At 71.5% G+C, this 26112-nt stretch carries 21 protein-coding genes; 13 read left to right on the forward strand and 8 right to left on the reverse strand.

Annotated elements, in window-relative coordinates:
- Positions 1 to 111 precede the first annotated feature (111 nt).
- Positions 112 to 837: a FadR/GntR family transcriptional regulator gene (locus AC0VYD_RS11655; RefSeq protein WP_475479886.1), complete on the forward strand. Its 726-nt coding sequence runs from the start codon at positions 112 to 114 to the stop codon at positions 835 to 837.
- Between the two features lie 30 nt (positions 838 to 867).
- Here AC0VYD_RS11655 and AC0VYD_RS11660 read toward each other — a convergent pair whose 3' ends face one another.
- Positions 868 to 1179 (reverse strand): hypothetical protein, encoded by a 312-nt coding sequence (locus AC0VYD_RS11660; RefSeq protein WP_475479887.1) that lies wholly within the window; start codon positions 1177 to 1179, stop codon positions 868 to 870.
- Positions 1180 to 1444: 265 nt separating this feature from the next.
- Between AC0VYD_RS11660 and pgi the strand changes: the two genes are divergently transcribed.
- The 4 genes from pgi (at position 1445) to AC0VYD_RS11680 (ending at position 7118) form a co-directional block, all read left to right on the forward strand.
- On the forward strand, positions 1445 to 3139 hold the full coding sequence (pgi, locus tag AC0VYD_RS11665) for a glucose-6-phosphate isomerase (protein ID WP_475479888.1): 1695 nt from the start codon (positions 1445 to 1447) through the stop codon (positions 3137 to 3139).
- 256 nt (positions 3140 to 3395) lie between these two features.
- Positions 3396 to 3773, forward strand: a complete 378-nt coding sequence (locus tag AC0VYD_RS11670) for a hypothetical protein (RefSeq protein WP_475479889.1) — start codon at positions 3396 to 3398, stop codon at positions 3771 to 3773.
- A gap of 396 nt (positions 3774 to 4169) precedes the next feature.
- Complete coding sequence (locus tag AC0VYD_RS11675; protein WP_475479890.1) at positions 4170 to 5195, forward strand: ABC transporter permease; 1026 nt, start codon at positions 4170 to 4172, stop codon at positions 5193 to 5195.
- 111 nt (positions 5196 to 5306) lie between these two features.
- Complete coding sequence (locus AC0VYD_RS11680) at positions 5307 to 7118, forward strand: ABC transporter substrate-binding protein (protein ID WP_475479891.1); 1812 nt, start codon at positions 5307 to 5309, stop codon at positions 7116 to 7118.
- 136 nt (positions 7119 to 7254) lie between these two features.
- On the opposite strand, the gene AC0VYD_RS11685 is transcribed toward AC0VYD_RS11680, so the two are convergent.
- Positions 7255 to 8205 (reverse strand): phosphatidylinositol-specific phospholipase C, encoded by a 951-nt coding sequence (locus AC0VYD_RS11685; protein WP_475479892.1) that lies wholly within the window; start codon positions 8203 to 8205, stop codon positions 7255 to 7257.
- Positions 8206 to 8512: 307 nt separating this feature from the next.
- Between AC0VYD_RS11685 and AC0VYD_RS11690 the strand changes: the two genes are divergently transcribed.
- Both AC0VYD_RS11690 and AC0VYD_RS11695 read left to right on the forward strand, forming a co-directional pair.
- Positions 8513 to 9526 (forward strand): ABC transporter permease, encoded by a 1014-nt coding sequence (locus AC0VYD_RS11690; RefSeq protein ID WP_475479893.1) that lies wholly within the window; start codon positions 8513 to 8515, stop codon positions 9524 to 9526.
- Between the two features lie 14 nt (positions 9527 to 9540).
- Entirely contained in the window at positions 9541 to 11400 is a 1860-nt protein-coding gene (locus tag AC0VYD_RS11695; protein WP_475479894.1) for an ABC transporter ATP-binding protein, read from the forward strand.
- A gap of 67 nt (positions 11401 to 11467) precedes the next feature.
- On the opposite strand, the gene AC0VYD_RS11700 is transcribed toward AC0VYD_RS11695, so the two are convergent.
- On the reverse strand, positions 11468 to 12094 hold the full coding sequence (locus AC0VYD_RS11700) for a TetR/AcrR family transcriptional regulator (protein ID WP_475479895.1): 627 nt from the start codon (positions 12092 to 12094) through the stop codon (positions 11468 to 11470).
- Between the two features lie 158 nt (positions 12095 to 12252).
- On the opposite strand from AC0VYD_RS11700, the gene AC0VYD_RS11705 reads away from it, so the two are divergent.
- The 3 genes from AC0VYD_RS11705 (at position 12253) to AC0VYD_RS11715 (ending at position 15051) form a co-directional block, all read left to right on the forward strand.
- Positions 12253 to 12639, forward strand: coding sequence for a hypothetical protein (locus tag AC0VYD_RS11705; RefSeq protein ID WP_475479896.1), 387 nt, complete (start codon positions 12253 to 12255; stop codon positions 12637 to 12639).
- Between the two features lie 324 nt (positions 12640 to 12963).
- A complete protein-coding gene (locus AC0VYD_RS11710; RefSeq protein WP_475479897.1) occupies positions 12964 to 14625 on the forward strand; it encodes a nuclease/transposase family protein in 1662 nt (553 codons plus the stop codon).
- A 63-nt stretch (positions 14626 to 14688) separates the two neighbouring features.
- The gene (locus AC0VYD_RS11715; RefSeq protein WP_191270737.1) at positions 14689 to 15051 is read left to right on the forward strand and encodes a GntR family transcriptional regulator; all 363 of its coding nucleotides are present in this window, start codon (positions 14689 to 14691) and stop codon (positions 15049 to 15051) included.
- 106 nt (positions 15052 to 15157) lie between these two features.
- Here the strand turns inward: AC0VYD_RS11715 and AC0VYD_RS11720 are convergent, their stop codons facing one another.
- The 3 genes from AC0VYD_RS11720 to AC0VYD_RS11730 form a co-directional block, all read right to left on the reverse strand.
- On the reverse strand, positions 15158 to 15514 hold the full coding sequence (locus tag AC0VYD_RS11720) for a hypothetical protein (protein ID WP_475479898.1): 357 nt from the start codon (positions 15512 to 15514) through the stop codon (positions 15158 to 15160).
- Positions 15515 to 15673: 159 nt separating this feature from the next.
- Positions 15674 to 17083: an RNA polymerase sigma factor gene (locus AC0VYD_RS11725; RefSeq protein ID WP_475479899.1), complete on the reverse strand. Its 1410-nt coding sequence runs from the start codon at positions 17081 to 17083 to the stop codon at positions 15674 to 15676.
- Between the two features lie 560 nt (positions 17084 to 17643).
- The gene (locus AC0VYD_RS11730) at positions 17644 to 18918 is read right to left on the reverse strand and encodes an AMP-binding protein (RefSeq protein ID WP_475479900.1); all 1275 of its coding nucleotides are present in this window, start codon (positions 18916 to 18918) and stop codon (positions 17644 to 17646) included.
- Between the two features lie 176 nt (positions 18919 to 19094).
- Here AC0VYD_RS11730 and menB point away from each other — a divergent pair, with 176 nt between their 5' ends.
- The 3 genes from menB (at position 19095) to menD (ending at position 22776) form a co-directional block, all read left to right on the forward strand.
- Positions 19095 to 19934, forward strand: coding sequence for a 1,4-dihydroxy-2-naphthoyl-CoA synthase (gene menB, locus AC0VYD_RS11735; RefSeq protein WP_191270728.1), 840 nt, complete (start codon positions 19095 to 19097; stop codon positions 19932 to 19934).
- Positions 19931 to 20917 (forward strand): o-succinylbenzoate synthase, encoded by a 987-nt coding sequence (locus AC0VYD_RS11740; protein ID WP_475479901.1) that lies wholly within the window; start codon positions 19931 to 19933, stop codon positions 20915 to 20917. Before menB ends, AC0VYD_RS11740 begins: the two co-directional genes overlap by 4 nt.
- 149 nt (positions 20918 to 21066) lie before the next feature.
- Positions 21067 to 22776, forward strand: a complete 1710-nt coding sequence (gene menD / locus AC0VYD_RS11745; protein ID WP_475479902.1) for a 2-succinyl-5-enolpyruvyl-6-hydroxy-3-cyclohexene-1-carboxylic-acid synthase — start codon at positions 21067 to 21069, stop codon at positions 22774 to 22776.
- A 48-nt stretch (positions 22777 to 22824) separates the two neighbouring features.
- Here the strand turns inward: menD and AC0VYD_RS11750 are convergent, their stop codons facing one another.
- Positions 22825 to 24252, reverse strand: a complete 1428-nt coding sequence (locus tag AC0VYD_RS11750) for a glutamine synthetase family protein (protein WP_475479903.1) — start codon at positions 24250 to 24252, stop codon at positions 22825 to 22827.
- The gene (locus tag AC0VYD_RS11755) at positions 24249 to 26096 is read right to left on the reverse strand and encodes an IucA/IucC family protein (protein ID WP_475479904.1); all 1848 of its coding nucleotides are present in this window, start codon (positions 26094 to 26096) and stop codon (positions 24249 to 24251) included. The genes AC0VYD_RS11750 and AC0VYD_RS11755 overlap by 4 nt, the downstream gene beginning before the upstream one ends.
- Positions 26097 to 26112: the final 16 nt, after the last annotated feature.

Below are 26112 nucleotides of genomic sequence, written 5' to 3' on the forward strand. Positions count from 1 at the left end.
GACCACTTTTGCACGGTCGCTGGGGTGGAGGCAAGCGGGACCCGGCAGGGGCGAGCGGGTAGAATCCCTGCATGAACGGTGAAAATACAGGAAACAAAGGTGGTTGACGGCGTGCGAACCCCGGTTGCCCAGCGGACCGTCGAGCAGATCAAGGCCATGATCTCCGACGGAGAGGTAGGACCAGGGCAGCGGCTTCCCACCGAACGTGAACTCTCCACCCGGTTGGGGGTCTCCCGGGGGTCCGTGCGCGAGGCGATCCGCTCCCTGACCACCCTCGGGGTGCTGGAGGCCCGCCACGGGGCGGGCGTCTACGTCACCGCGCTGCGCCCGGCCGACCTGCTGGAGGCCTTCTCGGTCCTGGCCGAGGTCTCCCGGGACGAGACCCTGCTGGAGGTCCTCCAGGTCCGGCGGATGATCGAACCGGCGGCCACCGCCATCGCCGCCGCCCGGGCCGACCCCGAGGACCTGGAACGCATCGGCGCCCTGCTCGACCGGATGGAGGACGGGGCGGATCCCGGCGAGCCCGCCGAACACGGGGCAGCCGACCTCGGGTTCCACCAGGCCATCGTGGCCTGCGCCGGCAACGCCACGCTCTCCGCGGTCCACGCCGGACTGTCCTCGCGCACCTTCAACGAGCGGGTCTGGGCCGGACACGGCGAGGCCGGTTTCACAGCCGCCCTGCACGAGGACCACCGGCGCATCCACGAGGCCCTCCTGGCCCGCGACCCCGAGGCGGCCAGGGCGGCCGCGGCCGCCCACGTGCTGCGGGTGGAGCGCTGGCTCGGCGCCCAGACCCGGCCCGGGCCAGAGCCCGCGGAGCGGGACCGCTCCCGGTGAGCGGGGTCCGGGCGCCCGGCGCACGAGGGCTCAGGTACCGCGCCGACGGTCCACCCGTTCGGCGAACTCCTCGGCCCTCAGCAACCGGGACAGTTCGCCCCGTCCCGGAGCGGGTGCCCGGGCCTCCTCCGGCCCGGGCGCCTGTTCCGGAACCTCCTGGCCGAGTTCGGCGTCGATACCGAGCGCCTCGTGGTCCTCGATCTCCTCGATCCGGTAGTCGTCCGGGTGCTCCTCCAGGTACTCCGCCACGGCGGTGTCCTGGTCCGGGTCACCCACGTCCATCTCGGCGTCCACGTCGTCGATGTCCGCCGCGTCGCGGTCGAAGTCTGCGGATTCCGTCACCGGCGGCCCCCTCGCCTCGGTTCCCCTGCTTCCGATCATGCCTGGTCGGGGCGTCAGGCGCCAGTAGGGCGGGCGCGGGGTGCGAGGGGGTGCCAGCCCGGCGGCATCTTCGCCTCCCGGCGCTCTGACGTGCGCGGAGGGGCCCGTGGTTGGCGGCTTTCGTGGGAGGGTAAGGCGTACAGCTGCACACGGCGCACACGTCGCGCGGACCGAGCACCCGCGCGCCGCGGGCGCCACTGAGACCATGATGACGAGGAGCGACCGGATGTCTGCGAGTACACCCCTCCCTCGGGCCGAGGACACCGGGAACCGGTCCGGCGTGACCACCCCCCTGGACCGGCGAGAGGAGTGGTCCGGGCTCGCCGAACACCGCGACCGCTTCGGCTCGACCCACCTGCGCGACCTGTTCGCCGACGACCCCGCGCGAGCCGACCGCTACACGCTCGACGTCGGCGGCCTGTACGTCGACTACTCCAAGAACCTCGTCACCGACGAGACGCTGGGCCTGCTCAACGACCTGGCCGCGGCCACGGGGGTGGCCTCGCTGCGCGACGCCATGCTGCGCGGGGACCGCATCAACCTCACCGAGGACCGGGCCGTCCTGCACACCGCCCTGCGCGCCCCGCACGGCGAGGTGGTCAGGGCGGACGGACACGACGTGGTTCCCGAGGTGCACCGGGTCCTGGACCGGATGGGCTCCTTCGCCGAGCGCGTCCGCTCCCGCGCCTGGCTGGGCCACACCGGCAAACCCGTGACCAGGGTGGTCAACATCGGTATCGGCGGTTCGGACCTGGGCCCGGCCATGGCCTACGAGGCGCTGCGCCCCTACACCGACCGGGGGTTGGAGTTCCGCTTCGTCTCCAACGTCGACGGCACCGACCTGAACGAGGCCCTGGTCGACGCCGACCCCGAGCGCACCCTGTTCGTGGTCGCCTCCAAGACCTTCACCACCGTCGAGACCATCACCAACGCCTCGGCCGCCCGGGACTGGCTCCTGGCCGGGCTGGGCGCGGGTGCCGACGCGGTCGCCGAGCACTTCGTCGCGGTCTCCACCAACGCCGAGAAGGTCGTCGAGTTCGGCATCGACACCGCCAACATGTTCGAGTTCTGGGACTGGGTGGGCGGCCGCTACTCCTACGACTCGGCCATCGGCCTGTCCCTCATGGTGGCCCTGGGCCCGGAACGGTTCCGGGAGATGCTGGCGGGATTCCACCTCATGGACACCCACTTCGCCACGGCCCCGCCCGAACGCAACCTGCCGTTCCTGCTCGGCCTGCTCGGCGTCTGGTACGGCGGCTTCTTCGACGCGCAGTCGCACGCCGTGCTGCCCTACAGCCACCACATGTCGAAGTTTCCCGCCTACCTCCAGCAGCTCGACATGGAGTCCAACGGCAAGTCGGTCCAGCGCGACGGCCGTCCCGTCAACTGGCAGACCGGGCCGGTGGTGTGGGGCACCCCCGGGACCAACGGCCAGCACGCCTACTTCCAGCTGCTGCACCAGGGCACCAGGTTCGTCCCCGCCGACCTGATCGGCTTCGCGAACCCCGCCCCGGACCTGGACCCGGGCCTGGCCCCCCAGCACGACCTGTTGATGGCCAACCTGTTCGCCCAGGGCCAGGCGCTGGCCTTCGGCCGCACCTCCGCCGAGGTCGCCGCGGAGGGGGTGCCCGCCGACCTGGTCCCGCACCGGACCTTCCCGGGGAACCGGCCCACCACCACGGTCCTGGCCGAGCGGCTCGACCCCTCGGTGCTCGGCCAGCTCGTCGCCCTCTACGAGCACAAGGTCTTCGTCCAGGGCGCGGTGTGGAACATCAACTCCTTCGACCAGTGGGGCGTACAGCTCGGCAAGGTCCTGGCCAAGCGGCTGGAGCCCGCCCTGACCGAGGGCGCCGAGGTCCCCGGGCTGGACCCCTCCACCGACGGCCTGGTGCGCCGCTACCGTACGCTGCGCGGCCGCTGACGGGGCCGGGGCCCGCAGCGGTTTTCCCGTCCCGCCCGGGGCACCTGTTCCGGGCGGGACGGGGGACCGAACGGAAAACCGCCCCCCCCTTTCGGAGAAGGGGCCGGGGGTTGACCGCATGTGGCCTCTGCGGTGTTTCCGATGGCTTTTCCGGTTATCGTCACAGTGGGTTTCAGAGGAATGGCCATTCACGGCCGACCGATGTCGTCCCCCTCGGCCGAGGTGCTTCCCTCAACTCCAACTGGAGGATGTTCCCTTGCGAAACAGGAAAGCCGGTCCCGTTTCCCGTTCCCTGGCCCTGGCCGCCGCGGCCGTGTTCGGCGGTGCGCTGTTGGCGGCCGCGCCCGCCCAGGCCGTGACCGCCCCCGCGGCCCCCCAGGCCGGGACCGCGGCCGTCGCTCCCGCCGAGGACGTCTCCGCCCAGCAGGTGTGGTGCCGTTACAAGGTGACCGCCAACGGCGGCCTGAACGTGCGGAGCGGCCCCGGGACCAACTACGGCATCGTGGGTTGGCTGTCCCAGGGGTCCTACACCCTCGCGACCCAGAGCACCACCAACGGTTTCCGGCAATTGGGCTCGGGCCGCTGGGCCTCGGCCACGTACCTGCGCTGGGACGGCAACAACTGCATGACCTGACGGCAGCGGCCGGGGTCGTTCCCGGGCCGCCCTCCGGACGCGGTGCGCAGCCCACGGGCGGCGCACCGGCCTTTTCCGAACGGTAATTCAACCCTTCACCACTGGCGGAATTCCTGATGGTTCGTGTGGGTCTGGGGTTCCTCGGGAACCGGGACCCGTTCGGATCCGAACACAGAATTCTTCTCCGGTGTGTTGTGGACCGTTCTACGTGTTCCCCGCCCTGGTCCGGGGCGGGGGACCCGGCCGGCGGGCCGCGACACACGGGTCCCCCGCCGGTTCCGTTACCGGGTCTCGGCCGTCAGCCGGTCGGCGCGGACGCTGGAAACCCCCTCCCCCCTCGTGCAAACTCTGCGTAGTGATGTAGTCACAAACAGAGAGGGCGGGGTGCAGGGGCACATGACCACGCCGATGGACGTCCCCGAGTCGTCCCAGCACGCCGAGCCGGAAGCGGTCGCCGCTGGGGCCAGGGGCGCCGCCAACAGGTCCCTCCGCCAGATCGCCTGGCAGCGCTTCCGCAGGGACAAGGTCGGGATGACCGGCGGGATCGTGGTCCTCCTGCTCATCCTGGTCGCGTTCCTGGCACCCCTGCTCACGTCCTGGTTCGGTTACCCGCCCAACCAGTTCAACCAGGCACTGATCGACCCGCTCACCGGAGGGGTCCTGCGCGACCCCGACGACCCGGCCCAGGGCCTGGACCCCTGGGGCGGCATCAGCGCACAGCACCTCCTGGGCGTCGAACCGGTCAACGGCCGCGACCTGTTCAGCCGAATCGTCCACGGCGCCCAGACCTCGCTGCTCGTCGCCACCGTCGCCACAGTGGTGTGCGTGGTCATCGGTACCGTCCTGGGCATCCTCGCCGGTTACTTCGGCGGCTGGGTCGACGTGGTCATCAGCCGGGCCATGGACATCTTCCTGGCCTTCCCGCTGCTGCTCTTCGCCATCGCCCTGGTCGGCGTCATCCCCGACGGGGCCTTCGGCCTGTCCGGGAACAACCTGCGCATCGGCGTCCTGGTGTTCATCATCGGCTTCTTCAACTGGCCCTACATCGGACGCATCGTGCGGGGCCAGACCCTCACCCTCAAGGAACGCGAGTTCGTCGAGGCCGCACGCAGCCTCGGCGCGGGCAGCGCCCACATCGTCTTCCGCGAGATCCTGCCCAACCTGATCACCCCGATCCTCGTCTACTCCACCCTGCTCATCCCCACGAACATCCTCTTCGAGGCGGCACTGAGCTTCCTCGGCGTGGGCATCAACCCGCCCATGGCGACCTGGGGCGGCATGTTGGAGAGCGCGCTGCGCTTCTACACCACCTCGCCGCACTTCGTGATCATCCCCGGCCTGGCCATCTTCGTCACCGTCCTCGCTTTCAACCTCTTCGGTGACGGACTCCGTGACGCCTTCGACCCGCGCTCCTCCGACTGAGGGCACGGCCCGTCCGGCCCGTTCGGCGCCCCCTGCCCAGCCGCCCCGATCAGCCACCCGCCGGGCCGTGCACCGCACGTCCCCACCAGCGAAACCGACCAGGAGGCCAAGGTGACCACCCATCACTCCACGCGTCAGGAGCCGCCGGAGCGGCGCGGCACACTCCACCGCCGCGCAGCTCCGGCAGCCGCCGCAACCGCCATGGTGCTGCTGCTGGCCGCCTGCGGCGGCGGTGGCGGCGGTGGCGGCGCAGGGGAGTCCGACGCCGAGTTCAACGAGGGGGAGACGACGGTCGTCAACCCCTCCGACGAGACCGGCGGCACCCTGCGCTACGCCATCTCGGCCGACTTCGACTCACCCGACCCGGGCAACACCTACTACGCGTTCAGCTGGAACTTCTCCCGCTACTACGCGCGCACCCTGCTCACCTACAGGCAGGCCCCCGGCGAACAGGGCATCGAACTCCAACCCGACCTCGCCGAGGAGATGCCCGAGGCCAACGAGGACTCCACCGAGTGGACCGTCCGCATCAAGCAGGGGCTGCGTTACGAGGACGGCTCGGAGATCACCGCGCAGGACATCAAGTACGCCATCGCGCGCAGCAACTTCGGCGACCAGGCACTGCCCAACGGCCCCAAGTACTTCCAGAACCTGCTGGCCGACAGCGAGGACTACGAAGGGCCCTACGGGGAGGCGGAGGACCCGCTGGACGGGTTCGACGGTATCGAGACACCCGACGACCACACACTGGTCTTCCACCTGAACAAGAGCTTCTCGGAGTTCCCCTACGTGCTCATCCAGCCGCAGACCGCGCCGGTGCCCGCCGAGGCCGACCGGGGCGAGCAGTACCAGAGCCAGGTGGTCTCCTCGGGGCCCTACAAGTTCGACGGCGAGTACCGCCCCGGGGTCTCGCTGAACCTGGAGCGCAACGAGGAGTGGGACGCCTCCACCGACCCCACCCGCAGGGCCCTGCCGGACCGCATCGAGGTGCAGTTGGGCGTCGACCAGAACGAGATCGACCAGCGGCTCGTCAACGGCGAACTCGACGTCGACCTCGGCGGTACCGGCGTCGGACCGGCGATGAAGGGCACCCTGATCACCGACGAGGGCCAGCGCCACAACGTCGACAACCCGCAGACCAGCACCCTGCGCTACCTCAACGTCAACACCGTCGTCGAGCCGCTCGACGACCTGGCCTGCCGCCAGGCCGTCATGTACGCGGCCGACCGGGACGCGCTCCAACGCGCCTGGGGCGGCGACACCGGCGGTGACATCGCCACCCAGATCATGCCCGGATCGCTGCCCGGCGCGGACCCGAGCATCGACCCCTACCCCTCCGAGGACGACAAGGGCGACCTGGACATGGCCCGGGAGAAGCTGGAGGAGTGCGGCGAGCCGGACGGCTTCTCCACCTCCATCGGCGCACGCGCCGACCGTCCCGCTGACGTGAGCACCGCCGAGGCGATCCAGCAGGCCCTGGCCCGGGTGGGCATCGAGACGGAGATCAAGCAGTACCCCTCGGACACCTACACCAACACCCAGGCCGGCTCGCCCGCCTTCGTGCACGAGAACGACCTGGGCCTGACCGTGTACGGCTGGGCGCCGGACTGGGCCAGCGGTTACGGGTTCATGAGCAAGATCCTGGACGGCGACGCCATCCAGGACGCCGGGAACACCAACATCGCCGAGCTGGACGACGAGCAGATCAACGAGTGGTTCGACGAGGTCGTCTCCGTGGAGGACGCCGACGAGCGCGCCTCGATCTACACCCGGATCGACCAGCGGGCGATGGAGCAGGCCGCGATCCTGCCGGCCGTGTTCGAACGGACGGTCCTCTACCGGCCCGCGAACCTGACCAACGTCTATTACCACGCGGGTTACTCGATGTACGACTACATGGCCCTGGGGACCACGGAGAACTAGCGGACAGCGGGCAGAGCGGCGTCTGCCGCGGGGCAGTGACCGGCTTCCGCCCCTCTCGGGGCGGGGTCCTCCGGTCACTGCCCCCGGGTACCTGACCCGGGGCACGGGGCGTCCCACGGGGCCCGTGGGACGGCGCCTACACCCCCGGGTTGTGCGCCAGGACCAGGTCGGTCAGCTCCTGGCTGGGGAAGTCCATGACCACGACTCCCGTGCGGGGCGCCCGGGAGTCGCGCAGGTGGCCGGTGGCGCGGTCGTTGACACCGCTGATGCCCAGCGCGCCCCAGGCGACCTCGCGCGGGTTGGCCCACGGCGCCCCGCTGCCGCTCAGGTGGTTGACGTACAGGACGCCGTCCGGGCCCGCGGCGGCCGCGTCCAGGTGCTCGCGGGCCTTCTCCCACTTGGCGGGGATGTCGAAGAGCGTGGGCACCCGGTAGTCGTCCTGGAGGTCGACCGAGGGGCCGTTCCAGCGGATCCCGTAGTCGCGTGCGGCGGAGAAGTCCTGGACGATGACGATGCGGCCCCGGACCTCGCCCAGGTCGGGCACGTAGGAGCCGCCCTGCCGCGGCGGCACCCACAGGTGCTCGGCCAGGAGGCCCCGGGTGTCGGGGTTCTCCTCGATGTAGTGGTTCAGGGTCTGTTCGTAACTGCGGGTGTTCTCCTCCTCGGTGTGCTCCTTCTTCATCCGCACCAGCACCGTCTCGGTCGGGTTCTGCGCCAGGAAGGCGCTGACGTCGCGGACCACGTCGGTGAAGTTCAGGTGCAGGTACTCCGAACCGTGGTGGATGGGGAAGGAGTCGCGGTAGTGGCGCGTGCGCACGTCGAGGAAGCGCACCCCGGAGTCGAGTTGCCCGGAGATCGTCAGGTCCTGGGTGCGTGACCACACCGTGCCGCGCCAGGCGCCGCTGTCGTGCGTGCCGGGGACGGACAGGGCCGACAGGCCGGTGCCGTCGGGCACCCCGGCCATCCACGCGGCGTGCGAGGGCACGGGCGCGGCGGGGGCCGTACCGGCGGCCGCCGGTACGGGGAACAGGAGAAGGGCGGACAGGGCCGCGCCCAGCAGGGGCACACGGACAAAGGAGGGGAGCAAGGGGGGTCCTTCGTTCGGGACGGTCGTGCCTGGACTGCCGATCACCATGCCACGGGCCGAGGGCACTGTCATCCCCCGTGTCGGCTGCCGGCTCCGGTCGGGGAACGACTCCCTGGGTACGGGATCCCGGTGGTGCGCGGTTCGACGCGCATGCCCCCATGTGCGTGATCGCGACAGTACTCTGCGTTACTGTGTGCGTTCTGGGCGGGTGTTCGCCGTTGCGGTACCCGTCGGCTCACCCATCCCGCCGCCGGGCGTGGCGTACCGGCGCCACGCGAGGTGCGACCGAAGACAGGAAGCACGCGCCTTGCTGACCTACATCCTGCGCCGCCTGGGCGCCGGTCTGCTGCTCCTGGCCGTGGTCACCATGGTCACCTTCGCCATCTTCTACGTGGTGCCCAGGTGGGCGGGCCGGACCACCGAGCAGCTCGCCACGATGTACGTGGGGCGGGCCCCCACCCCGGAGGCGATCCAGGCCACCATCACACGGCTGGGCCTGGACCAGCCGATCGCCGTGCAGTTCTGGGAGTTCGTCCGGGGCATCTTCTTCGGCGCCCAGTACCAGTTCGGCCGGGACACGATCGAGTGCTCCGCACCCTGCTTCGGCTACTCCTTCCAGACCTACCAGGAGGTCTTCCCCGAGATCGTCGCCCGGCTGCCGGTGACGGCCTCGCTGGCCCTGGGGGCGGGGATCATCTGGCTGGTCGGCGGTATCGCGGTGGGGGTGGTCTCCGCGGTGTGGAAGGGCAGCGTCTTCGACCGCCTGGCGATGGCGGTGGCCCTGGCGGGGGTCTCCCTGCCGATCTTCTTCACCGGGCTGCTGACCCTGGCCTTCCTGGTCCACGCCTGGGGGCTGTTCACCACCCCGCGCTACGTGCCCTTCACCGAGGATCCGTTCGGTTGGGCGCAGGGGCTGATCCTGCCGTGGCTGACCCTGGCCTTCCTGCACGCTGCCATGTACGCGCGGCAGACCCGGGCGGGGATGCTGGAGACCCTGAACGAGGACTACATCCGCACCGCGCGGGCCAAGGGCCTGGGCGAGCACAAGGTCGTGCTCAAACACGCGCTGCGCCCCACCCTGACCCCCATCGTCACGATCTTCGGTCTGGACCTGGGCCTGGTGCTGGGCGGCGCCGTCCTGACGGAACAGGTGTTCTCCCTCAACGGGATCGGCCGGTACGCGGTCCAGGCCATCACCCAGAGCGACCTGCCGGTGATTCTGGGCGTGACCCTGTTCGGCGCGTTCTTCATCGTCATCTGCAACCTGATCGTGGACCTGGTGTACCCGCTCATCGACCCGCGTGTGCGCATCCACAACTGAGAGAGGCGTCCCCGATGACCGAATCCCCTTCGCCCCAGGCCGCCTCCGGTGCGGTCGTGCGCGTGGAGAACCTGCGGGTGACCTTCCCGACGATGGACGGTGACGTCCACGCGGTGAAGGGCCTCTCCTTCGAGGTGCCCGCGGGCGGTGCCCTGGGCATCGTGGGTGAGTCGGGTTCGGGCAAGAGTGTGACCTCGTTGGCCCTGATGGGGCTGCACCGGGGGAGCCGCGCCCGGATCACCGGCGCCATCGAGGTCGTGGACACCGACGTGGTGGCGGTCAGCGACAAGAAGCTGCGTTCGATGCGCGGCAACGACATCGCGATGGTCTTCCAGGACCCCATGCAGTCGCTGCACCCGCAGTACACGGTCGGCAACCAGCTGGTCGAGGCGCTGCGGGTGCATCGCCCGCAGGTGTCCCGGGCCCGCGCCCGGCAGCGGGCGGTGGAGGCCCTGGAGCGGGTGGGCATCCCCGAGCCCGCCGCCCGGATCAACTCCTACCCGCACGAGTTCTCGGGCGGTATGCGCCAGCGCGTGCTGATCGCGATGGGTCTGATGTGCGATCCCAAGGTGCTGCTGGCGGACGAGCCGACCACGGCCCTGGACGTCACCGTCCAGGCCCAGATCCTGGATCTGTTGGACGAGTTGCGCCGTGAGCTGGACATGGCGTTGATCCTGGTCTCGCACGACCTGGCGGTGGTGGCCGGTTCGGTGGACGAGGTCATCGTGATGAAGCAGGGCCAGGCCGTGGAGCGGGGCGGGGTGCGCAAGGTGCTCTCCGAGCCCGAGCACCCCTACACCCAGGCCCTGTTGGCGGCGGTGCCGCGGGTGGAGATGTCCCGGGCCGAGCGCCGCGCCCAGGACCGCGCCGACCGGGCCGAACGGGACCGGCGGGCCTCCGGCGGGGACCCGGGCGGCTCGACGGAGCCCGCGGGGGCGACCGAGGCCGCCCGGGCCGACCGGGAGCGGGACCGCGCGGACGGGGCGAGGACCTCCTCCGTTTCCGCCTCGGACCTGGGGGAGGAGCCCGGTGAGCCGTTGTTGCGTGTTCGGGATGTGGCGCAGCGGTTCCGGGTGCGTGGTGGTATGTGGGGTCGGGCGTCTGATTTCTGGGCGGTGCGCGGGGTCAGTTTTGATCTGCACAAGGGGGAGACCCTGGGTGTGGTGGGTGAGTCGGGGTCGGGTAAGAGCACCCTGTCGCGGATGATCATGCGGTTGTTGGAGCCCACCGAGGGGTCGGTGGAGTTCGAGGGCCGCGATATCACGCACATGGGTGAGCGGGAGTTGCGTCCGTTGCGTCAGCACGTGCAGATGGTGTTCCAGAACCCGTATTCGTCGTTGAATCCGCGGTTGACGATCGGGGAGAGCATCGGTACGGCGTTGAAGGTGCAGGGGGAGCGGGACGGTAGGAAGGTGCGGTCCCGGGTGCAGGAGTTGTTGGAGCGGGTGGGGTTGGAGCCGCACCACTACAACCGGTTCCCGCATGCGTTCTCGGGGGGTCAGCGTCAGCGGATCGCTATTGCGCGGGCGTTGATCCTCAAGCCGAAGCTGATTATCTGTGATGAGCCGGTGTCGGCGTTGGATGTGTCCACGCAGGATCAGGTGTTGCGGTTGTTGTCGGAGTTGCAGGACGACTTCGGGTTGACGTATATCTTCGTGGCTCATGATCTGGCGGTGGTGCGTCAGGTGAGTGATCGGGTGGCGGTTATGCGTAAGGGTGAGGTGGTGGAGATGGGGGACAGTGACTCGGTGTATGAGAGTCCGCGTAGTGAGTACACGCGGCAGTTGTTGACCGCGGCTCCGGTGCTGGACCCGGACGAGGCCCGAGAACTACGCGCCGAACGGGTCCGGATGCGGGCCGGGGGGCTCGCCTGACCGGACGGAGGACGGACCGGCCGCCGGGCCCCGGCCCGGCGGCGTCCCCGTGGCACCTCCGGCCCGGTCAGCCGGAGAGCCCGCCGAGGAGTGCGCGCAGACCGAAACGGAACCGGGCCAGGGCTTCGGCCTCGTCGGGCGAGTCCTCCTGCCCCCGGTGCCGGACCTGGTGGGCCACCGACCCCAGGCAGTAGGAGTGCAGGGCGTCGCAGGCCCGGGGCACGTCCGTCTCGGCCATGCCTGCCTCGGTGAAGGCCGCGTGCAGGAGGGCCCGCGTGTCCTCCTCGCCCAGGGTGTGCGGTGCGCGGTGCATCAGCAGGGACAGCGCTCCGGAGTAGGTGAGCAGGCGGGTGCGGTAGGCCTCGGCCCAGGTGGTCAGGCGCTCGTCCCAGGGGCGGTCGTCGGCTTCGGCCGCCTCCGCCGGGGCCTCCTCCGAACCCGGTTCCTCCTCCTCGGGCGGGCCCTGCCCCTCGGTCAGCCCGCTGACCACGCGCGCCGTGGTGACGTAGGCGGCGATCGCGTTGAACAGCTGCTCCTTGCCCCTGGGGAAGTGGTGGTAGATCGCCATGGCCTCCACGTCCAGGGCGTCGCCCAGGCGGCGCATGGACAGACCGCCCAGCCCTCGCCCGGCGATGATGTGGAGGGCCTCGACGATGATGCGTTCACGGCTGAGACCGGCGTAGTTCCTGCTCACTCTGCTGCCTTCCGGGGGACATGGGGGCCGACGGTGTAAAGCTGGCAGTTGCGTCGGCGCGGCGCCAGCACCGACTCACGGCCCGGCTCGCCAGATGATCTACGTCACCCATAGGGTTGCCTCGACACGGCTGACGGTACTCCCCACGGAGAGCGCACATGCGACTTGCCAAGCAGGACAGGACTAAGGCGCGGACACACCTCGCCCGGGACCGGGAGCTGGCCGAGCGCCTGCCCCTGTTCCTGAGGTCGGTGGCCGAGGCCGAGCGGGCCTTGGACGAGGCGCGGGACAGGGGCGCCCCGGTCGAGGAGATCCACGACCGCGGCGTGGAGCTGGACGAGGCGCTGACCGAGGCGATGCGCGCCGCCTACGCGCAGGAGCGCGTCCTGGTCGGGGCCAAGGGCTACGGTGACCGTATCCAGCGCCGTAAGCGCCTGGCCCGGCCCGAGGTCAAGCAGGCCACCCAGGTCGCCGAGCGGCTGCTCACCGCCCGGGAGACCCACCGGTTGCACGGTATTCCGGGGGTGCCCCGCCCGGTCGGGTGACCACCGGCCCCTCCTGAGCCCCACGGGTCCGCCCCGTGGGGCTTCTCCGCGTGTCCGGTCGTGTCGCTGCTTCTCGAACACGCCCATCCCCGATGATCCTGCTACCAGGGGCGAAATCGGCGCCGATTTCGCCCCTGGTAGCAGGATCGCGCAGAAGAGGGGCTGTCGGTTGGAGGTTGGTGGTGGCAACCTTTCGTTGATTCGGTGTGCACAAGTGTGCAGGACATGATTTTTAGTTGCGCTATGGTCACGGTGTGAATCTGACGGAGTAGGCGGCCAAGACCGGTCACCGAGTGGTCCGTGTAGAGGCGGAGGCCGCCGAGCATGGTCGAGAAGCGTAAGACCCTGCGGGAGATCGCCCGCCCCTTCGTCGCCGAGGGCCCCTCGGGGGTGTCGATACGCGACCGTCTCAAGGGCCTCACATCCGAGGACGAGAAGATCCTGCGTCTGGTTGGCGAGCACATGGGAGGCCTCGCCTGTGCTGATATGGCCCGCAGGTGCCGTGACGGTCTGGACCACTCCGCCCACACCTGGGCCGAGCGCAAGCGGGAGCTGACGGCCGCCTCGTCCTCGCGGTGGGCCGGATCGGTCACCAAGGCCACCCACGACCAGTGGGGGCTGTCCCGCCGCGCCCAGCACGCACACCTGCAGTCGCTGGAGGCCGGTATCCGCACCCTGCGGTACCGCCTGTCGCTCCCGATCGGTCAGAAGGGCAGTCGGGGCAAGGCAGGCGGCTACCGCTCCGAGCCCGAGTGGTTCCACAAAACCCGACGCCTAGCGATCCTCGAAGACCGTCATGAGCGCGTGCGCGCTGAGCGCGAATCCGGGAAGGTCTCTGTCGTGCGTGGCGGACGGCGGCTGCTCACAGCCCGGCACAACCTCGAAGCCGCGCAGCTCAGCGAGGACGCCTGGCGCCAGCGGTGGGAGGCATCCCGTTGGTTCCTGGCCGCTGACGGCGAGTCCGGAAAGCGTCACGGCAACGAGACGATCCGCATCACCGTCGACGGTGAGATCAGCATCAAGCTACCCGCTCCGCTCGCTGACCTGGCCAATACCCGCTATGGCCGGTACGTGCTGGCCGCGACGGCCTCCTTCCCGCACCGGGGCCAGGAGTGGCGCGACCGCGTCGAAGCGAACCGGGCCGTGGCCTACCGCATCCACCTGGATGTGGACCGCGGGCGCTGGTATCTCGATGCCTCGTGGACCCGCAAGGACCTGCCCATCGTTCCGCTGGACGCTTTGCGGGCCCAGGGTGTGATCGGTGTGGACACCAACGTCGATCACCTGGCCGCCTACCGGCTGGACACCCATGGCAACCCGATGGGCGGCCCGCGTCGCTTCGACTACGACCTGTCCGGCAACGCCTCTCACCGTGACGCCCAGCTCCGGCACGCTCTCACCCGTCTCCTGCACTGGGTAGGGGACTGCGGTGTGCGGGCCATCGCGATCGAGGACCTTGACTTCAGCGATACCAGGAGTCGGGAGAAGCACGGCCGCAGGAAGCGGTTCCGGCAGCTCGTCTCCGGCATCCCTACCGGCAAGCTCAAGGCCCGTCTGTTGAGTATGTGCGCGGAGTCCGGTATAGGTGTGATCGCCGTTGATCCGGCCTACACCTCGATGTGGGGCGCCCAGCACTGGCAGAAATCCACCACCAGCACCAAACGCAAGACTTCCCGACACGCCGCCGCTGCGGTGGCGATCGGTAGGCGCGCCCTGGGGCACGCGATCCGGCGACGGACGGCACCGCCCCGCACCCACCAGAGCGATGGGTGCGGGCCTCGGACCGTCCAGGCCGGACCACGTGGCCGGGGGCGTGAGGGAGACCGCCCCCGCGTACCCGGACCACGGACACGATCCGATGGGGCCGGACGCGGACCGAACGCGGTGGACCAGGACGCCCAAGACCGTTCGGGGCGTTCCGCTGAGCACGTGCAACTCGTGTTCGGCTTTGAGGAACGGTTGGTGGTGGGCGACGGGTGGGCGTAGGTTTGGTACCCGCCCGGACTCCGGGCGGAGAACCGGCAAGTCACGTGGGGAGCGAAGAAGGACATGGCGGATTTCATCCGCATTGATCCAACGTCGAAGGTACCGCCCTACGAACAGATCAGGGCCGTCGTCGCGATCGCGGCGGCCAACGGGGACCTGCCGGTCGGGTACCGGCTCCCCACGGTTCGTGCGCTGGCGGGCCAGCTCTCGGTCGCGGTGAACACCGTCGCCCGCGCGTACCGGGAACTCGAACAGGCCGGGGTGGTGGAGACGCGGGGTCGCTCCGGGACCTTCGTGGCCGCTGCCGGGGACGACCAGCGGGCCGAGGCCCTTGCCGCGGCCAGGGCCTACGCCGAGGTCATCACCCGGGTGGGGCTGGACCACGAGGAGGCCGTGGAGATCCTGCGCGCCGCGCTGGAGGGCTGATCCGGGCGGGGGCGGACCCCGTGGTTCCGTCCGCGGGGGCGGCCGTTCGGCGGTGCTCCCGGAGCCCTGGCGGTGTCCCGTCAGCCCCGTCCCGGCCGCTCCCGGCTCAACGGCGCAGGCCGCTCACGGAGATCAGGTAGAAGGCGATCAGCCCCGCCCAGACGATGAACATCCCGCCCGCGCCCGCCATCGCGGCGCCGATCGCGGTCGAGGGGATGCTGATGCCGAGGCAGACCAGGGACAGCACCATCCGCACGTTGTTTGCGGGCAGCCCCCGGCGGCCCTCGGCCTCGTTGGCGCCCGTCTGGCGCGCCACGTGGTGTTTGACGCGTTCCTCGATGGTGTCGTCGACGCGTTCGACGAGGGAGGCGGCCACCGCCTCGTCGTACTCCGGGCCCAGTTCACGGCTGGCCCGCAGGGCTGCGGCGATCTCTTCCCGCTGCCGCGGGGGGTTGTTCGTCATCTGTCCATGGTCGCACCGGTGGCGGGGAGGGGACAGTGACGGCGGGTGATACCAGGGGAAAACCGGGGTTCCCCCTGACCCCGCGCCCGGCCCCGCACAGCGGTGGAGCCGCTCCCCGCGGGGAACGGCTCCCTACCGTGGCGTCGCGTCCGCCGGTCCCTAGCTGGCGAAGTCCAACAGCTGCTGGGCGCGGCTGGGGTGGCGAAGCTTGGACAGCGACTGCTTCTCCAGCTGCCGGATCCGCTCCCGGGTGAGCCCCAGGTGCTTGCCGATCTCGTCGAGGGTCCGCGGCCGTCCGTCCATCAGCCCGAACCGGAGGGACATGATGGTCGCCTCACGCGGCTCCAGGTCCGACAGCGCGTTGCGCAGCTGGTCGGCCATGAGCTGGCGGTCGACCACCTCGGAGGCCTCCGAGGCGTCCACGTCCTCGATCAGGTCGCCGATGCGGGTCTCGCCGTCCTCACCGATGGTCGAGTCGAGGCTGATCGGCTGGCGGGTGACCCGCAGCAGCTCCTCGATCTGGGTCGGGGTCTTGTCCAGCTCCAGCGCCAGCTCCTCGGGCGTGGGCTCACGCCCCAGGGCCTGGTGCATGTCGCGCTCCAGGCGGCTCACCTTGCTGAGCAGCTCCAGCACGTGCACGGGCAGGCGGATGGTGCGCGCGGAGTCGGCGAACCCGCGCTGGATGGCCTGGCGGATCCACCACATGGCGTAGGTGGAGAACTTGAAGCCCTTGGTGTAGTCGAACTTCTCCACGGCGCGGATCAGGCCGAGGTTGCCCTCCTGGACCACGTCCAGCAGTGACATGCCGCGGTCGCTGTACTTCTTGGCCACGGACACGACCAGGCGGAGGTTGGCTTCGAGCATGTGCGACTTGGCCTTGCGGCCGTCCTCGGCCACCCATTCGAGCTCCTCGCGCTCGACGTCGGCCATCTCGACGGTCTCGTCGACCTCGCCGTGCAGCCCGAGCCGGTACTCGGCGTAGAGCCCGGCCTCGACCCGCTTGGCCAGGTCGACCTCCTGCTCGGCGGTGAGCAGCTGACGCCGCCCGATGGCCTTGAGGTAGGTGTGGACCGAGTCGCCCATGGCGGGTGACTGGTCGTCGAGGTCGGCCTCACCGGTTTCCGGATCGGTGGCGGCCTGGGTGGTCTCGGCCTTCTTGGTGCGCCGCGTCGAGCGGGCCTTCCTCCGGGTGGAGGGGCCCTTGTGCGGTGCGACCTTGCCGGATGTGGCCTGGGGTACCTCGTCGGTGTCGGGCACCGTCGCGATGAGAGTGTTTTCCAGCACGTCGTCCTCGGCGTCAGAGTCGGCCACCATCGCGGAGTCCTCGCCCCCGTTGGCGAGTCGGACCCCGTTCTCGGTGAGTTCACGCAGGATGGAGCGGCCGTCACTGGAGGTGACCCCGGCCGCGGAGAAAGCGGTACGTAGTTCGGAGAGGGACAGGTGTCCCTGAGCGCGCCCCTGGGCGATCAGGTCGGCCAGGGCCACGTTGGCGGTGCGGTCCTCGTCCGGAGCGCCGCCGACGGGGGCGTCGGCCTCGTGGCTCGAAGCGGCCAGGGCAGTGCTCGTCATGTGGGCACCTCCCTCCCTTCCAGGACATGTGGCACGTGGCGGAGGGTTACCGCCGACTGGACGCGCCAATATGTCCAACGTGTCGGAGAGTCAAATGTTCCCCGTCTCGATTGGATATCGGCGAGGGTGGTATAGATCACTGTGCCATGAGTGGCGGAATGCTGATCCGTGCGGGTAAAGGAACGCGCTCGGCTTCGGCGCCCGGACCGCTGTGCGGCAGGCGTTCCGGACACTGGGGAGGGCGCAGGGGAGCGGACGCGTGGACCGATGGCTGCCGCCAACCGCGGACCTCCTTGGAAGAGGGGCCGAAGAAACCGGATACTCAGGTAGACGCCAGGGAGGTTCGGTAAGTTCCCCGCTTTCCGGACAGGCCCACCCGGGGCCGTGCCCGCGGGGCCGCCGGAGAACAGGGGGTGCCCCCGGGCCTCGCCGGTACCGGCAGGTGCCGACGGCTCTGGGAACGGCACCCGCTGCGGTCAGGGTCCCACGTGTGCGGACCGCACCGGTAAACGCCGCTTTGCTCCAGGGGCGGTGCGGGGGCGGGACCGGGCCGCGGGCCCTCAAACGGCCGGTCGGCGCAGCGCCACCAGGTCCGGCTTGCCGGAGGCCAGCATCGGCAGGGCGGGACGCAGGTCCAGCTCCCTGGGGGCGGCGTAGGACGGCAGCCGTTCGCGCACCCGCTCGCGCAACCCCTCCAGCGTCGGCGGATCCTGCGGGTCGGCGGGGACCACGACCGCGGTCACCCGCTCGCCCCACTCGGGGTCCGGGCGGCCCACCACCACGGACTCCGCGACGGCGGGGTGTTCGGAGACGATGGCGTTCACCTGGCCGGGGACCACCTTGTGGCCGCCGGTGTTGACCACCTCGTCCATCCTGCCGAGGACGTGCAGGCGGCCGTCGGCGTCCACCCGGCCCAGGTCGTTGGTGTGCAGCCAGCGCCGTCCGGCGCCGTCCAGGGCCAGCCCCGCCTCGTCGTCGTTCGCGGCCCAGGCGTCCTCCACCGCCGCGCCCGGGGGCAGCCGGTAGCCGGTGAGCAGTGTCGGGCCGCTGAGCAGGACACGCCCGGACCCGCCGCTTGCGGAGCCGGCGATCCGGACCAGGGTCCCGTCCAGGGGGGATCCGTCGTAGACGCACCCGCCGCAGGTCTCGCTCATCCCGTAGGTGGTCACGACACGGCCGCCCGCGGCCCGGGCCGCCGCCAGCAGCGCGGGCTCGGCCGCCGCGCCCCCGAGCAGGATCGTGCCGAAAACCGACAGGTCGGCGCCCGCGGCCAGCAGGCGGCGCAACTGGGTGGGCACCAGGGACACGTGCGGGCGCAGTCGGCGCGCCGACTCCATGAGGGTGTCGGTGTCGAAGGCCGCGTGCACGGCCTCGGTCCCGGTGACCAGCGCCCGCATCATCACCTGGATGCCGGAGATGTGCCCGGCGGGCAGGACGCACAGCCAGGCGTCACCGGGGCGGGCGCCGATCCGGGCCACGGAGGCGAGGGCGGAGGCCCGCAGCGCGTCCGCGGACAGCTCCACGCCCTTGGGCCGGCCGGTGGAGCCGGAGGTGGTGACGACCAGCGCCGTGCCGGGGTCCGCCGGGACACCGCCGTCGAGGGCGGTGATTCCCTCGGGTGTGCGCAACGAGGAGGGGCGCATGGCGGCGAGGAGTTCGGCGGTCCGGGAGTCGGGGGTGCCGTCCGGGACGGGCAGCAGGGCGGGGCCGGTGCCGTCCAACGCGGCCGCGAGCAGCCGGTTCAGGTGTTCGGGGGCCAGGCCGCGTACTGCCTGGAGGGCGCGCCCGTCCTCGGGGGAGGGGGCCTGGGACCGGTGTTCGCTCGCTTGTGCCACGGTGCCCCAGCGTACGCCGGGCGGGAAGCGGCCCGTTCCACGGGGTCGGGGCCGGGGGTGTGCCCGTCCGTACCGGCCCGCCTGGCAGAATGCGTAGGGTTGACGCTTGGACGCGGCGGTCACGACGCCCGCGGGCGTCCGCACCGTCCCCATCCCCGTGAGGAGAAGTAGAAGCCGTGAGCAGCGTGATCGACTGGCAGCGGTCGGGCGAGTATTCCGACATCATCTACGAGACCGCGGAGGGCATCGCCAAGATCACGATCAACCGCCCAGAGCGGCACAACGCCTTCCGTCCCCAGACGCTGTTCGAGCTCCAGACGGCGTTCAACATCGCCCGGGACGACTCGGGTGTCGGTGTGATCATCTTCACCGGAGCCGGCGACCAGGCCTTCTGCTCCGGCGGTGACCAGAAGATCCGTGGCGACGACGGCTACATCGGTGACGACGCCGTCGCCCAGCAGGGCATCGGCCGCCTCAACGTACTCGACCTCCAGGTGCAGATCCGCCGCCTGCCCAAGCCGGTGATCTGCATGGTCGCGGGCTGGTCCATCGGCGGCGGCAACGTGCTCCAGGTCTGCTGCGACCTGACCATCGCGGCCGACAACGCCAAGTTCGGGCAGACCGGCCCCAAGGTCGGTTCCTTCGACGGCGGCTACGGTTCCTGGCTGCTGGCCGAGACCGTGGGTCTGAAGAAGGCCCGCGAGATCTGGTACCTGTGCCGCCAGTACAGCGCCCAGGAGGCGCTGGACATGGGCATGGTCAACACCGTCGTGCCGCTGGCGGACCTGGAGAAGGAGACCGTGCAGTGGGCCCGGGAGATGCTGGAGAAGTCCCCGCTGGCACTGCGCATGGTCAAGGGCGCGATCAACGCGGTGAGCGACGGGGCCGCCGGGATGCAGCAGTTCGCCGGTGACGCCACGATGCTCTACTACATGAGCGAGGAGGCGCAGGAGGGCCGGGACGCCTTCAAGGAGAAGCGCAGCCCCGAGTTCGACAAGTTCCCGCGCCGCCCGTGACCGGGACCTCGGAGCCCGACCCGGCGGGGGCGCCCGCCGGGGGGCGGGCCTTCGCGATCGGCCTGCGCAACCGTTTCCGGGGCGTCACGGTCCGTGAGGGCCTGCTGGTGCGCGGCCCCGCCGGGTGGGGCGAGTTCTCGCCCTTCGCCGAGTACGGGCCGCGCGAGGCCTCCCGCTGGTGGGCGGCCTGCCATGAGGCGGCCCACCTGGGGTGGCCCGAGCCGTTGCGCGACCGTGTCCCGGTCAACGTGACCGTGCCCGCGGTGGACCCCGGGCGCGCCGCGCGGATCGTGGCGGCCGGCGGTTGCGCCACGGCCAAGGTCAAGGTGGCCGAGCGGGGGCAGGACTGGCGTGCGGACGTCGCCCGCCTCGAGGCGGTCCGCGCCGCGATCGGCCCCTCGGGCCGGGTGCGGGTGGACGCCAACGGTGCCTGGGACGTGGACACCGCCGTGCGGATGACCCGCGAGCTGGACCGGTTCGGGCTGGAGTACGTGGAGCAGCCCTGCGCGACCCTGGACGAGCTGGCCGCGGTCCGCCGCCGAGTGGACGTTCCGGTCGCCGCTGACGAGTCCGTCCGGCGGGCGGAGGACCCCCTGCGGGTACGCGCCTCCGGTGCCGCGGACATCGTGGTGCTCAAGGTCCAGCCGCTGGGCGGCGTGCGCGCCGCGCTGCGGGTCGCCGAGGCCTGCGGTCTGCCGGTGGTGGTCTCCAGCGCCGTGGAGACGTCGGTGGGGCTGTCCGCGGGTGTGGCCCTGGCGGCCGCCCTGCCCGAGCTCCCCTACGCCTGCGGCCTGGCGACCATGCAGATGCTGACCGCCGATGTCACGGCCGAGCCGCTGCTGCCCGAGGGCGGCTTCCTGCCGGTACGCCCGGCGGTCGTGGACGAGGGGGCGCTGCGGTCGGTCGAGGTCGACCCGGGAGCCTGGCGTGCGCGGGCCGAGCGGGCCCGGGCCGAGGGAGCGGAGCCGCCCGGGCCGCGGTGACGTGCGACCGGGCGGATGGGCAGGAGATCACAGCCGGATTCATTCGCTGTTCAGCGCCGAACGGGGTTCACTGGAAGGTCCCGGGGCCGTGCGGTCGGGTCGCATCGCATGGTGATACTGGTACATACCCTGACGAACGAAAGACTTTGATGAATCCGTCTACCGCCCTGGCGCGGGTCCTCGTCGACGAACTGGCCCGCTGCGGGCTGGCCGAGGCCGTCGTCGCGCCCGGGTCGCGCTCGACCCCACTGGCGCTGGCCCTGGTCGCCCACCCCGGGATCCGGGTCCACGTGCGGGTGGACGAGCGTTCCGCCTCCTTCCTCGCCCTGGGGCTGGCCCGGGCCTCGCGTCGGCCGGTGGCGGTGGTGTGCACCTCCGGGACGGCGGCCGCCAACTTCCACCCGGCGGTGATGGAGGCCGACGAGAGCGCGGTCCCGCTGCTGGTGCTCACCGCGGACCGGCCGCCGGAGCTGCGGGGCACCGGGGCCAACCAGACCGCGGACCAGATCGGCCTGTACGGCGCCGCGGTGCGCATGTTCACCGAGGTCGGCACCCCCGACCCCGCCCCGGGGATGGTGGCGTACTGGCGTTCCCTGAGCTGCCGCGCCTGGGCGGCGGCCGTCGGCGGCCGTCCCGGCCCGGTCCACCTCAACGTCGCCTTCCGTGAGCCGCTCACCCCGGACGAGACCGCTCACGCCCCGACCTGGACGGCCCCCCTGGACGGTCGGCCGGACGGTCGGCCGTGGATCTCCCGGCCCGGGCACACCGCCGAGCCCGCTCCGCTCACCCTGCCCGACGTGGAGCGGGGCGTCATCGTGTGCGGTGACGGCGACTACGATCCGGTGCCCTTCCTGGCCCTGGCCGAGCTGACCGGCTGGCCCCTGCTCGCCGAACCCACCTCCAACGCCCGCCGGGCCGGAGCGGTCTCCACCTACCGCCAGCTGCTGGCCTCGCCCGGCTTCACCGCCGCGCACGCCCCCGAGCTGGTCGTGAGCGTGGGCCGCCCCAACCTCTCCCGACAGATCCTGGCCTTCCTGCGCAGCGCCGAACGGCACGTGGTGGTGACCGCGGGCGCGGTGGGGGACCCCGCGGCGAGCCTGGCCAACGACTTCTCCGACCCCGCCCGGACCGCCACCGACGTGGTGGCCTCGGTCGCACCGCCGGCCGGGGCGGCCCCGGAAGGCCCGCGGCGTACCGGGTGGTCCCGGGAGTGGGCGCGCGCGGAGGCCGCCGCCCGGGCCGCGGTCGACGGGGTGCTGGACGCCGACGAGGCGCTCTCCGAACCGCGTCTGGCCCGTGACCTGGTTTCCCAGCTGGGTGCCGGTTCGCTGCTGTTCGCCGGGTCCAGCATGCCCATCCGCGACCTCGACGCCACGATGGCGGCCCGCTGCGGGGTGCGCCTGTTGGGCAACCGGGGTGTGAGCGGGATCGACGGGACGGTGTCGACGGCGGTCGGGGCGGCCCTGGCCCACCAGGCCGAGGGCGGGGGGCGCTCCTACGCCCTGCTCGGCGACCTGGCGGTGCTGCACGACCAGAACGGCCTGATCATCGGTCCCGGTGAGCCGCGCCCGGACCTGGCGGTGGTCGTGGTCAACAACGACGGGGGCGGGATCTTCTCGGGGCTGGAGCAGGCGGGCCACCCCGACTTCGAGCGGGTCTTCGGGACCCCGCACGGGGTGTCGATGGAGCGGGTGGCCGCCGTGGCGGACCTGCCCTACACCCGCGTGGAGTGGGCCACCGACCTGCCCAAGGCGCTCCTGGGCGAGGGTCTGCGCGTCGTGGAGGTGTGTACGACGCGGGCCGACAGCGCGATCCTGCGCCGTCGTGTCCAGGGGGCGGTGGACGCGGCGGTCGCGTGAGGCGGCCGTTCCCGCCGGGACGGTCCCCGGCGGGAACGGGCGGGTCCCTCAGCCCCGTTCGAAGTGGCGGCGGCGCTCGAAGTCGGTGACCGTGGCCGAGAACGCCGCCAGCTCGGCGCGCCCCGCGGCGGCGTAGTGCCGCACCACGTCCGGCCCGAAGCAGGCGCGGGCGATCTCACTGCCCTCCCACGCCAGCACCGCCTCCTCCAGGGAGGCCGACAGCCGGGGCGTCTCCTGGTCGAAGGCGTTGCCCGCCGTCGGTTCGGGCAGCGCAAGCTCCTGCTCGACGCCGTACAGCCCCGAGGCGACGATCGCCGCCACCGCCAGGTAGGGGTTGGCGTCGCCGCCAGGCACCCGGAACTCGATCCGCGCCGACTCCCCCGAGCCCACCACCCGCACCGGGCAGGTCCGGTTGTCCAGACCCCAGGCGATGCCGCTGGGCGCGTAGGCCTGCGGGGACAGCCGTTTGAACGAGTTCACGTTCGGGGCGTACATCAGCGCGAAGTCCCGCATGCAGGCGAGCTGGCCCGCCACGAAGTGCTCCATGTACCTCGACATCCCGTACCGGCCCGTCCCGTCGTCGGCGAAGACCGGGTCGCCGGCCTCGTCGCGCAGGGACAGGTGCACGTGGCAGGAGTTGCCCTCGCCCTCGTCGTACTTGGCCATGAAGGTCAGCGCCACCCCGGCCTGGGTGGCCAGCGCCCGGGCACCCGCCTTGTACACGACGTGGTTGTCGCAGGCGCGCAGGGCGTCGTCGTAGCGGAACACGATCTCGTACTGGCCCGGATGGCACTCCCCGCGCGCCGACTCCACCGTCATGCCGGTGCGCTCCATCGCGGTGCGGATGCGCCGCATGAGCGGGTCGATCTCGGTGACCTCGGGCACCGCGTAGTCGGAGTTGAACCGCGTGGCCGGGGTCAGGCCGCGGTAATGCGACTCGAACGCGCTCTGGTAGTCGTCCCGGAACACCAGGAACTCCAGTTCGGTTCCGGCCAGGGCCCGCCATCCGCGTTCGGCGAGCCGGTCCAGCTGGGTCCGGAGCACCTGGCGGGGCGCGACGGCCACGGGCGCCCCGTCGGCGCCGTGCGCGTCGCCCAGGACGAGTGCCGTCCCCGGGTCCCAGGGCAGGTACCGGAGGGTGGACAGGTCGGGCACGATGTCGAAGTCGCCCAGACCGCCGCCCCACGGGTCGGTGGCGTACCCCGGCCGCGCCTCCATCTCCACGTCGGTGGCCAGCAGGTACAGGCAGGCCCCGAAGCCGTCCCGGACGATCCGGTCGGTGAAGTCGCCCGGGCGCACCCTGCTGCCCTGGACCCGTCCCTGTACGTCGGGCAGGGCGACGATCACGTCGGTGATCGCGCCCGAGGCGGCGTCGGCGTCCAGCCGGTCCAGGGGGACCGGGAAGGGCGGCGGGGGAGGGGAGGGCGGCAGGGTCTCGGTCAGGGGCGGCAGGCCGTCGCCGATCAGGTCACTCACGCGGCGGCCTCCCGGGCGGGTCGGTACAGCGGGTTGGGGATCGCCGGCGCGTCCAGGTGGAACTCGGCGTCGCGTTCGGCGCGGTCGTGGTAGCCGCCGCCCAGCAGCCGCTCCCGGTTCAGGCAGACCCGCTCGAACTCGGGGGCGAGCAGGTCGAACAGCGTGAAGCGCTCGGCCAGCTCCGGGAACTCCTCCTGGTAGCGCAGCACCTCGGCGCGGACCAGTTCCCAGAAGCGCTCCTCGGCCACCCCCAGGTGGTCCTGGAGCAGCGGCGCCAGGTACCGGAAGTGCCCGACCAGCAGGGACTTGGCGACCGAGGAGGTCAGCTCGGCGGCGTCGAAGCGCATGAGCACACCCAGCGCCTCGCGGGGCAGGGAGGCGTACTCGGGCAGGTCGGTGTCCAGCAGCTTCATGTCGTCGACGAAGTCCTTGACCGCCAGCCGCGCGGGCCGGTCGCGGCCGTCGAAGACCACGATGGCGTTCTCGCCGTGCGGGTTGAACGCCAGCCCGTAGCGGTAGAGCAGGTGCAGTACGGGTGGCAGGACCGCCGCGAAGAGGGCGCGCAGCCACTCCTCGGCCGCCAACCCGGAGCGCTGGACGAGTTCGGCGGTGAAGGCCCGCCCCTGGCCGTCCACGTGCAGCAGCACCGCCAGGGTGCGGGCCCGCTCCCCTTCGTCCAGCTGGGCGGTGACGGGTTCGCGCCACAGCGCGCCCAGCAGCTGCCGGTGCCGGTAGGGGGCGTCGGGGATGTCCTCCAGGACCGGGTGGCGCACGGCCACGGCGGCGACCTCGCCCGGCAGGATGACCCGGCAGCGCTCGGACAGGAAGGCGTCCCCCGAGTGCAGGGCGCGTACCCACCGGGTGCTGGCGGGCGCGGCCCGGCACAGCTCGGTGGGGATGCCCCGGTAGACCATCGTGTTGAGGATGGCCAGCGACACCTTGACGTTGTGCCGGTCGGGTCGGGAGAGGTTGGTGAAGGTGCGGATGGACTGCTGGGGCAGGTAGTCGTCGTCGGCCTCGCCCAGGGGCACGATGAGCCCGGCGGCGAGTTCGGCGGCGAACAGCGGCACGACCACCTCGTCCCACTGCCAGGGGTGGACCGGCAGCCACACGTACTCCGCGGCGGGTGTGCCCTGGGGGCGGCCCCGGTCGAGGCTCCCGGTGAACCGCCGTACCTCGGCGGGGTCCAGTTCCCGTGCGATCAGGGCGTCCTGGTCCAGGCCGGGGACGCCGTGGTGCTCGGCGAGGGAGCGGTGCACGGCGATCCACGGCAGGCGCAGGGGACGGCGGGCCTCGGGCGGGAACTGTGCCCGGTCGCGGCCGGAGAAACCGACCCGGCCCTTGTTGGCGAAGATCCACGGGTGTCCGCTCTGGTGGCCCTCCAGCTCGGCGTGGGGGAGTTCGGCCAGCTCGGCGGCGCCGGTGCGGCTCTGGGCCAGTCGGCAGTCGGCGCTGAGGGTGGCGGTCAGCTCCCCCACGGTGAAGGCCTCCACCGCCGGGTCGATGAGCCCGGCCGAACCCAGGTCGCGCAGGAGTGTGAAGGGCGAGGCGGGGGTGACGGATCCGTCGGCGGCCTCGCGCCGGGCCGTGCCGGGGTGCACGAGCCAGCCGTCCATGGTGGTGCGTCGGCCCTCGAAGAGGTAGACGGCACCGGGGGCGACGGGGGCGCGCCACCGGTGCGCCCCGCCCTCGACGGGCGCCTGCGGCGCGGCCCCTCCCGGGCCGTCGGGGACGGGGCGCAGCGCGTACTCGAAGCACAGTTCGGCCAGCATCTTGGCGACCAGGCGGTCGCTGGCGCGGCCGAAGTGCTCGGCGGTGAGCTCGGCGGGGACTGTGGTGGGCATGGGTGGTGTCTCCGGG

The sequence above is a fragment of the Nocardiopsis sp. iso_40 genome (assembly GCF_056173285.1).

What these genes read in the sequence shown, in the direction of transcription:
- AC0VYD_RS11710 (WP_475479897.1), top strand. Translation starts at nt 12,964, where the DNA reads ATGGTCGAGAAGCGTAAGACCCTGCGGGAGATCGCCCGCCCCTTCGTC.
- AC0VYD_RS11755 (WP_475479904.1), bottom strand. Translation starts at nt 26,096, where the DNA reads ATGCCCACCACAGTCCCCGCCGAGCTCACCGCCGAGCACTTCGGCCGC.
- AC0VYD_RS11725 (WP_475479899.1), bottom strand. Translation starts at nt 17,083, where the DNA reads ATGACGAGCACTGCCCTGGCCGCTTCGAGCCACGAGGCCGACGCCCCC.
- pgi (WP_475479888.1), top strand. Translation starts at nt 1,445, where the DNA reads ATGTCTGCGAGTACACCCCTCCCTCGGGCCGAGGACACCGGGAACCGG.
- AC0VYD_RS11675 (WP_475479890.1), top strand. Translation starts at nt 4,170, where the DNA reads ATGACCACGCCGATGGACGTCCCCGAGTCGTCCCAGCACGCCGAGCCG.
- AC0VYD_RS11705 (WP_475479896.1), top strand. Translation starts at nt 12,253, where the DNA reads ATGCGACTTGCCAAGCAGGACAGGACTAAGGCGCGGACACACCTCGCC.
- AC0VYD_RS11720 (WP_475479898.1), bottom strand. Translation starts at nt 15,514, where the DNA reads ATGACGAACAACCCCCCGCGGCAGCGGGAAGAGATCGCCGCAGCCCTG.
- AC0VYD_RS11695 (WP_475479894.1), top strand. Translation starts at nt 9,541, where the DNA reads ATGACCGAATCCCCTTCGCCCCAGGCCGCCTCCGGTGCGGTCGTGCGC.
- menD (WP_475479902.1), top strand. Translation starts at nt 21,067, where the DNA reads ATGAATCCGTCTACCGCCCTGGCGCGGGTCCTCGTCGACGAACTGGCC.
- AC0VYD_RS11715 (WP_191270737.1), top strand. Translation starts at nt 14,689, where the DNA reads ATGGCGGATTTCATCCGCATTGATCCAACGTCGAAGGTACCGCCCTAC.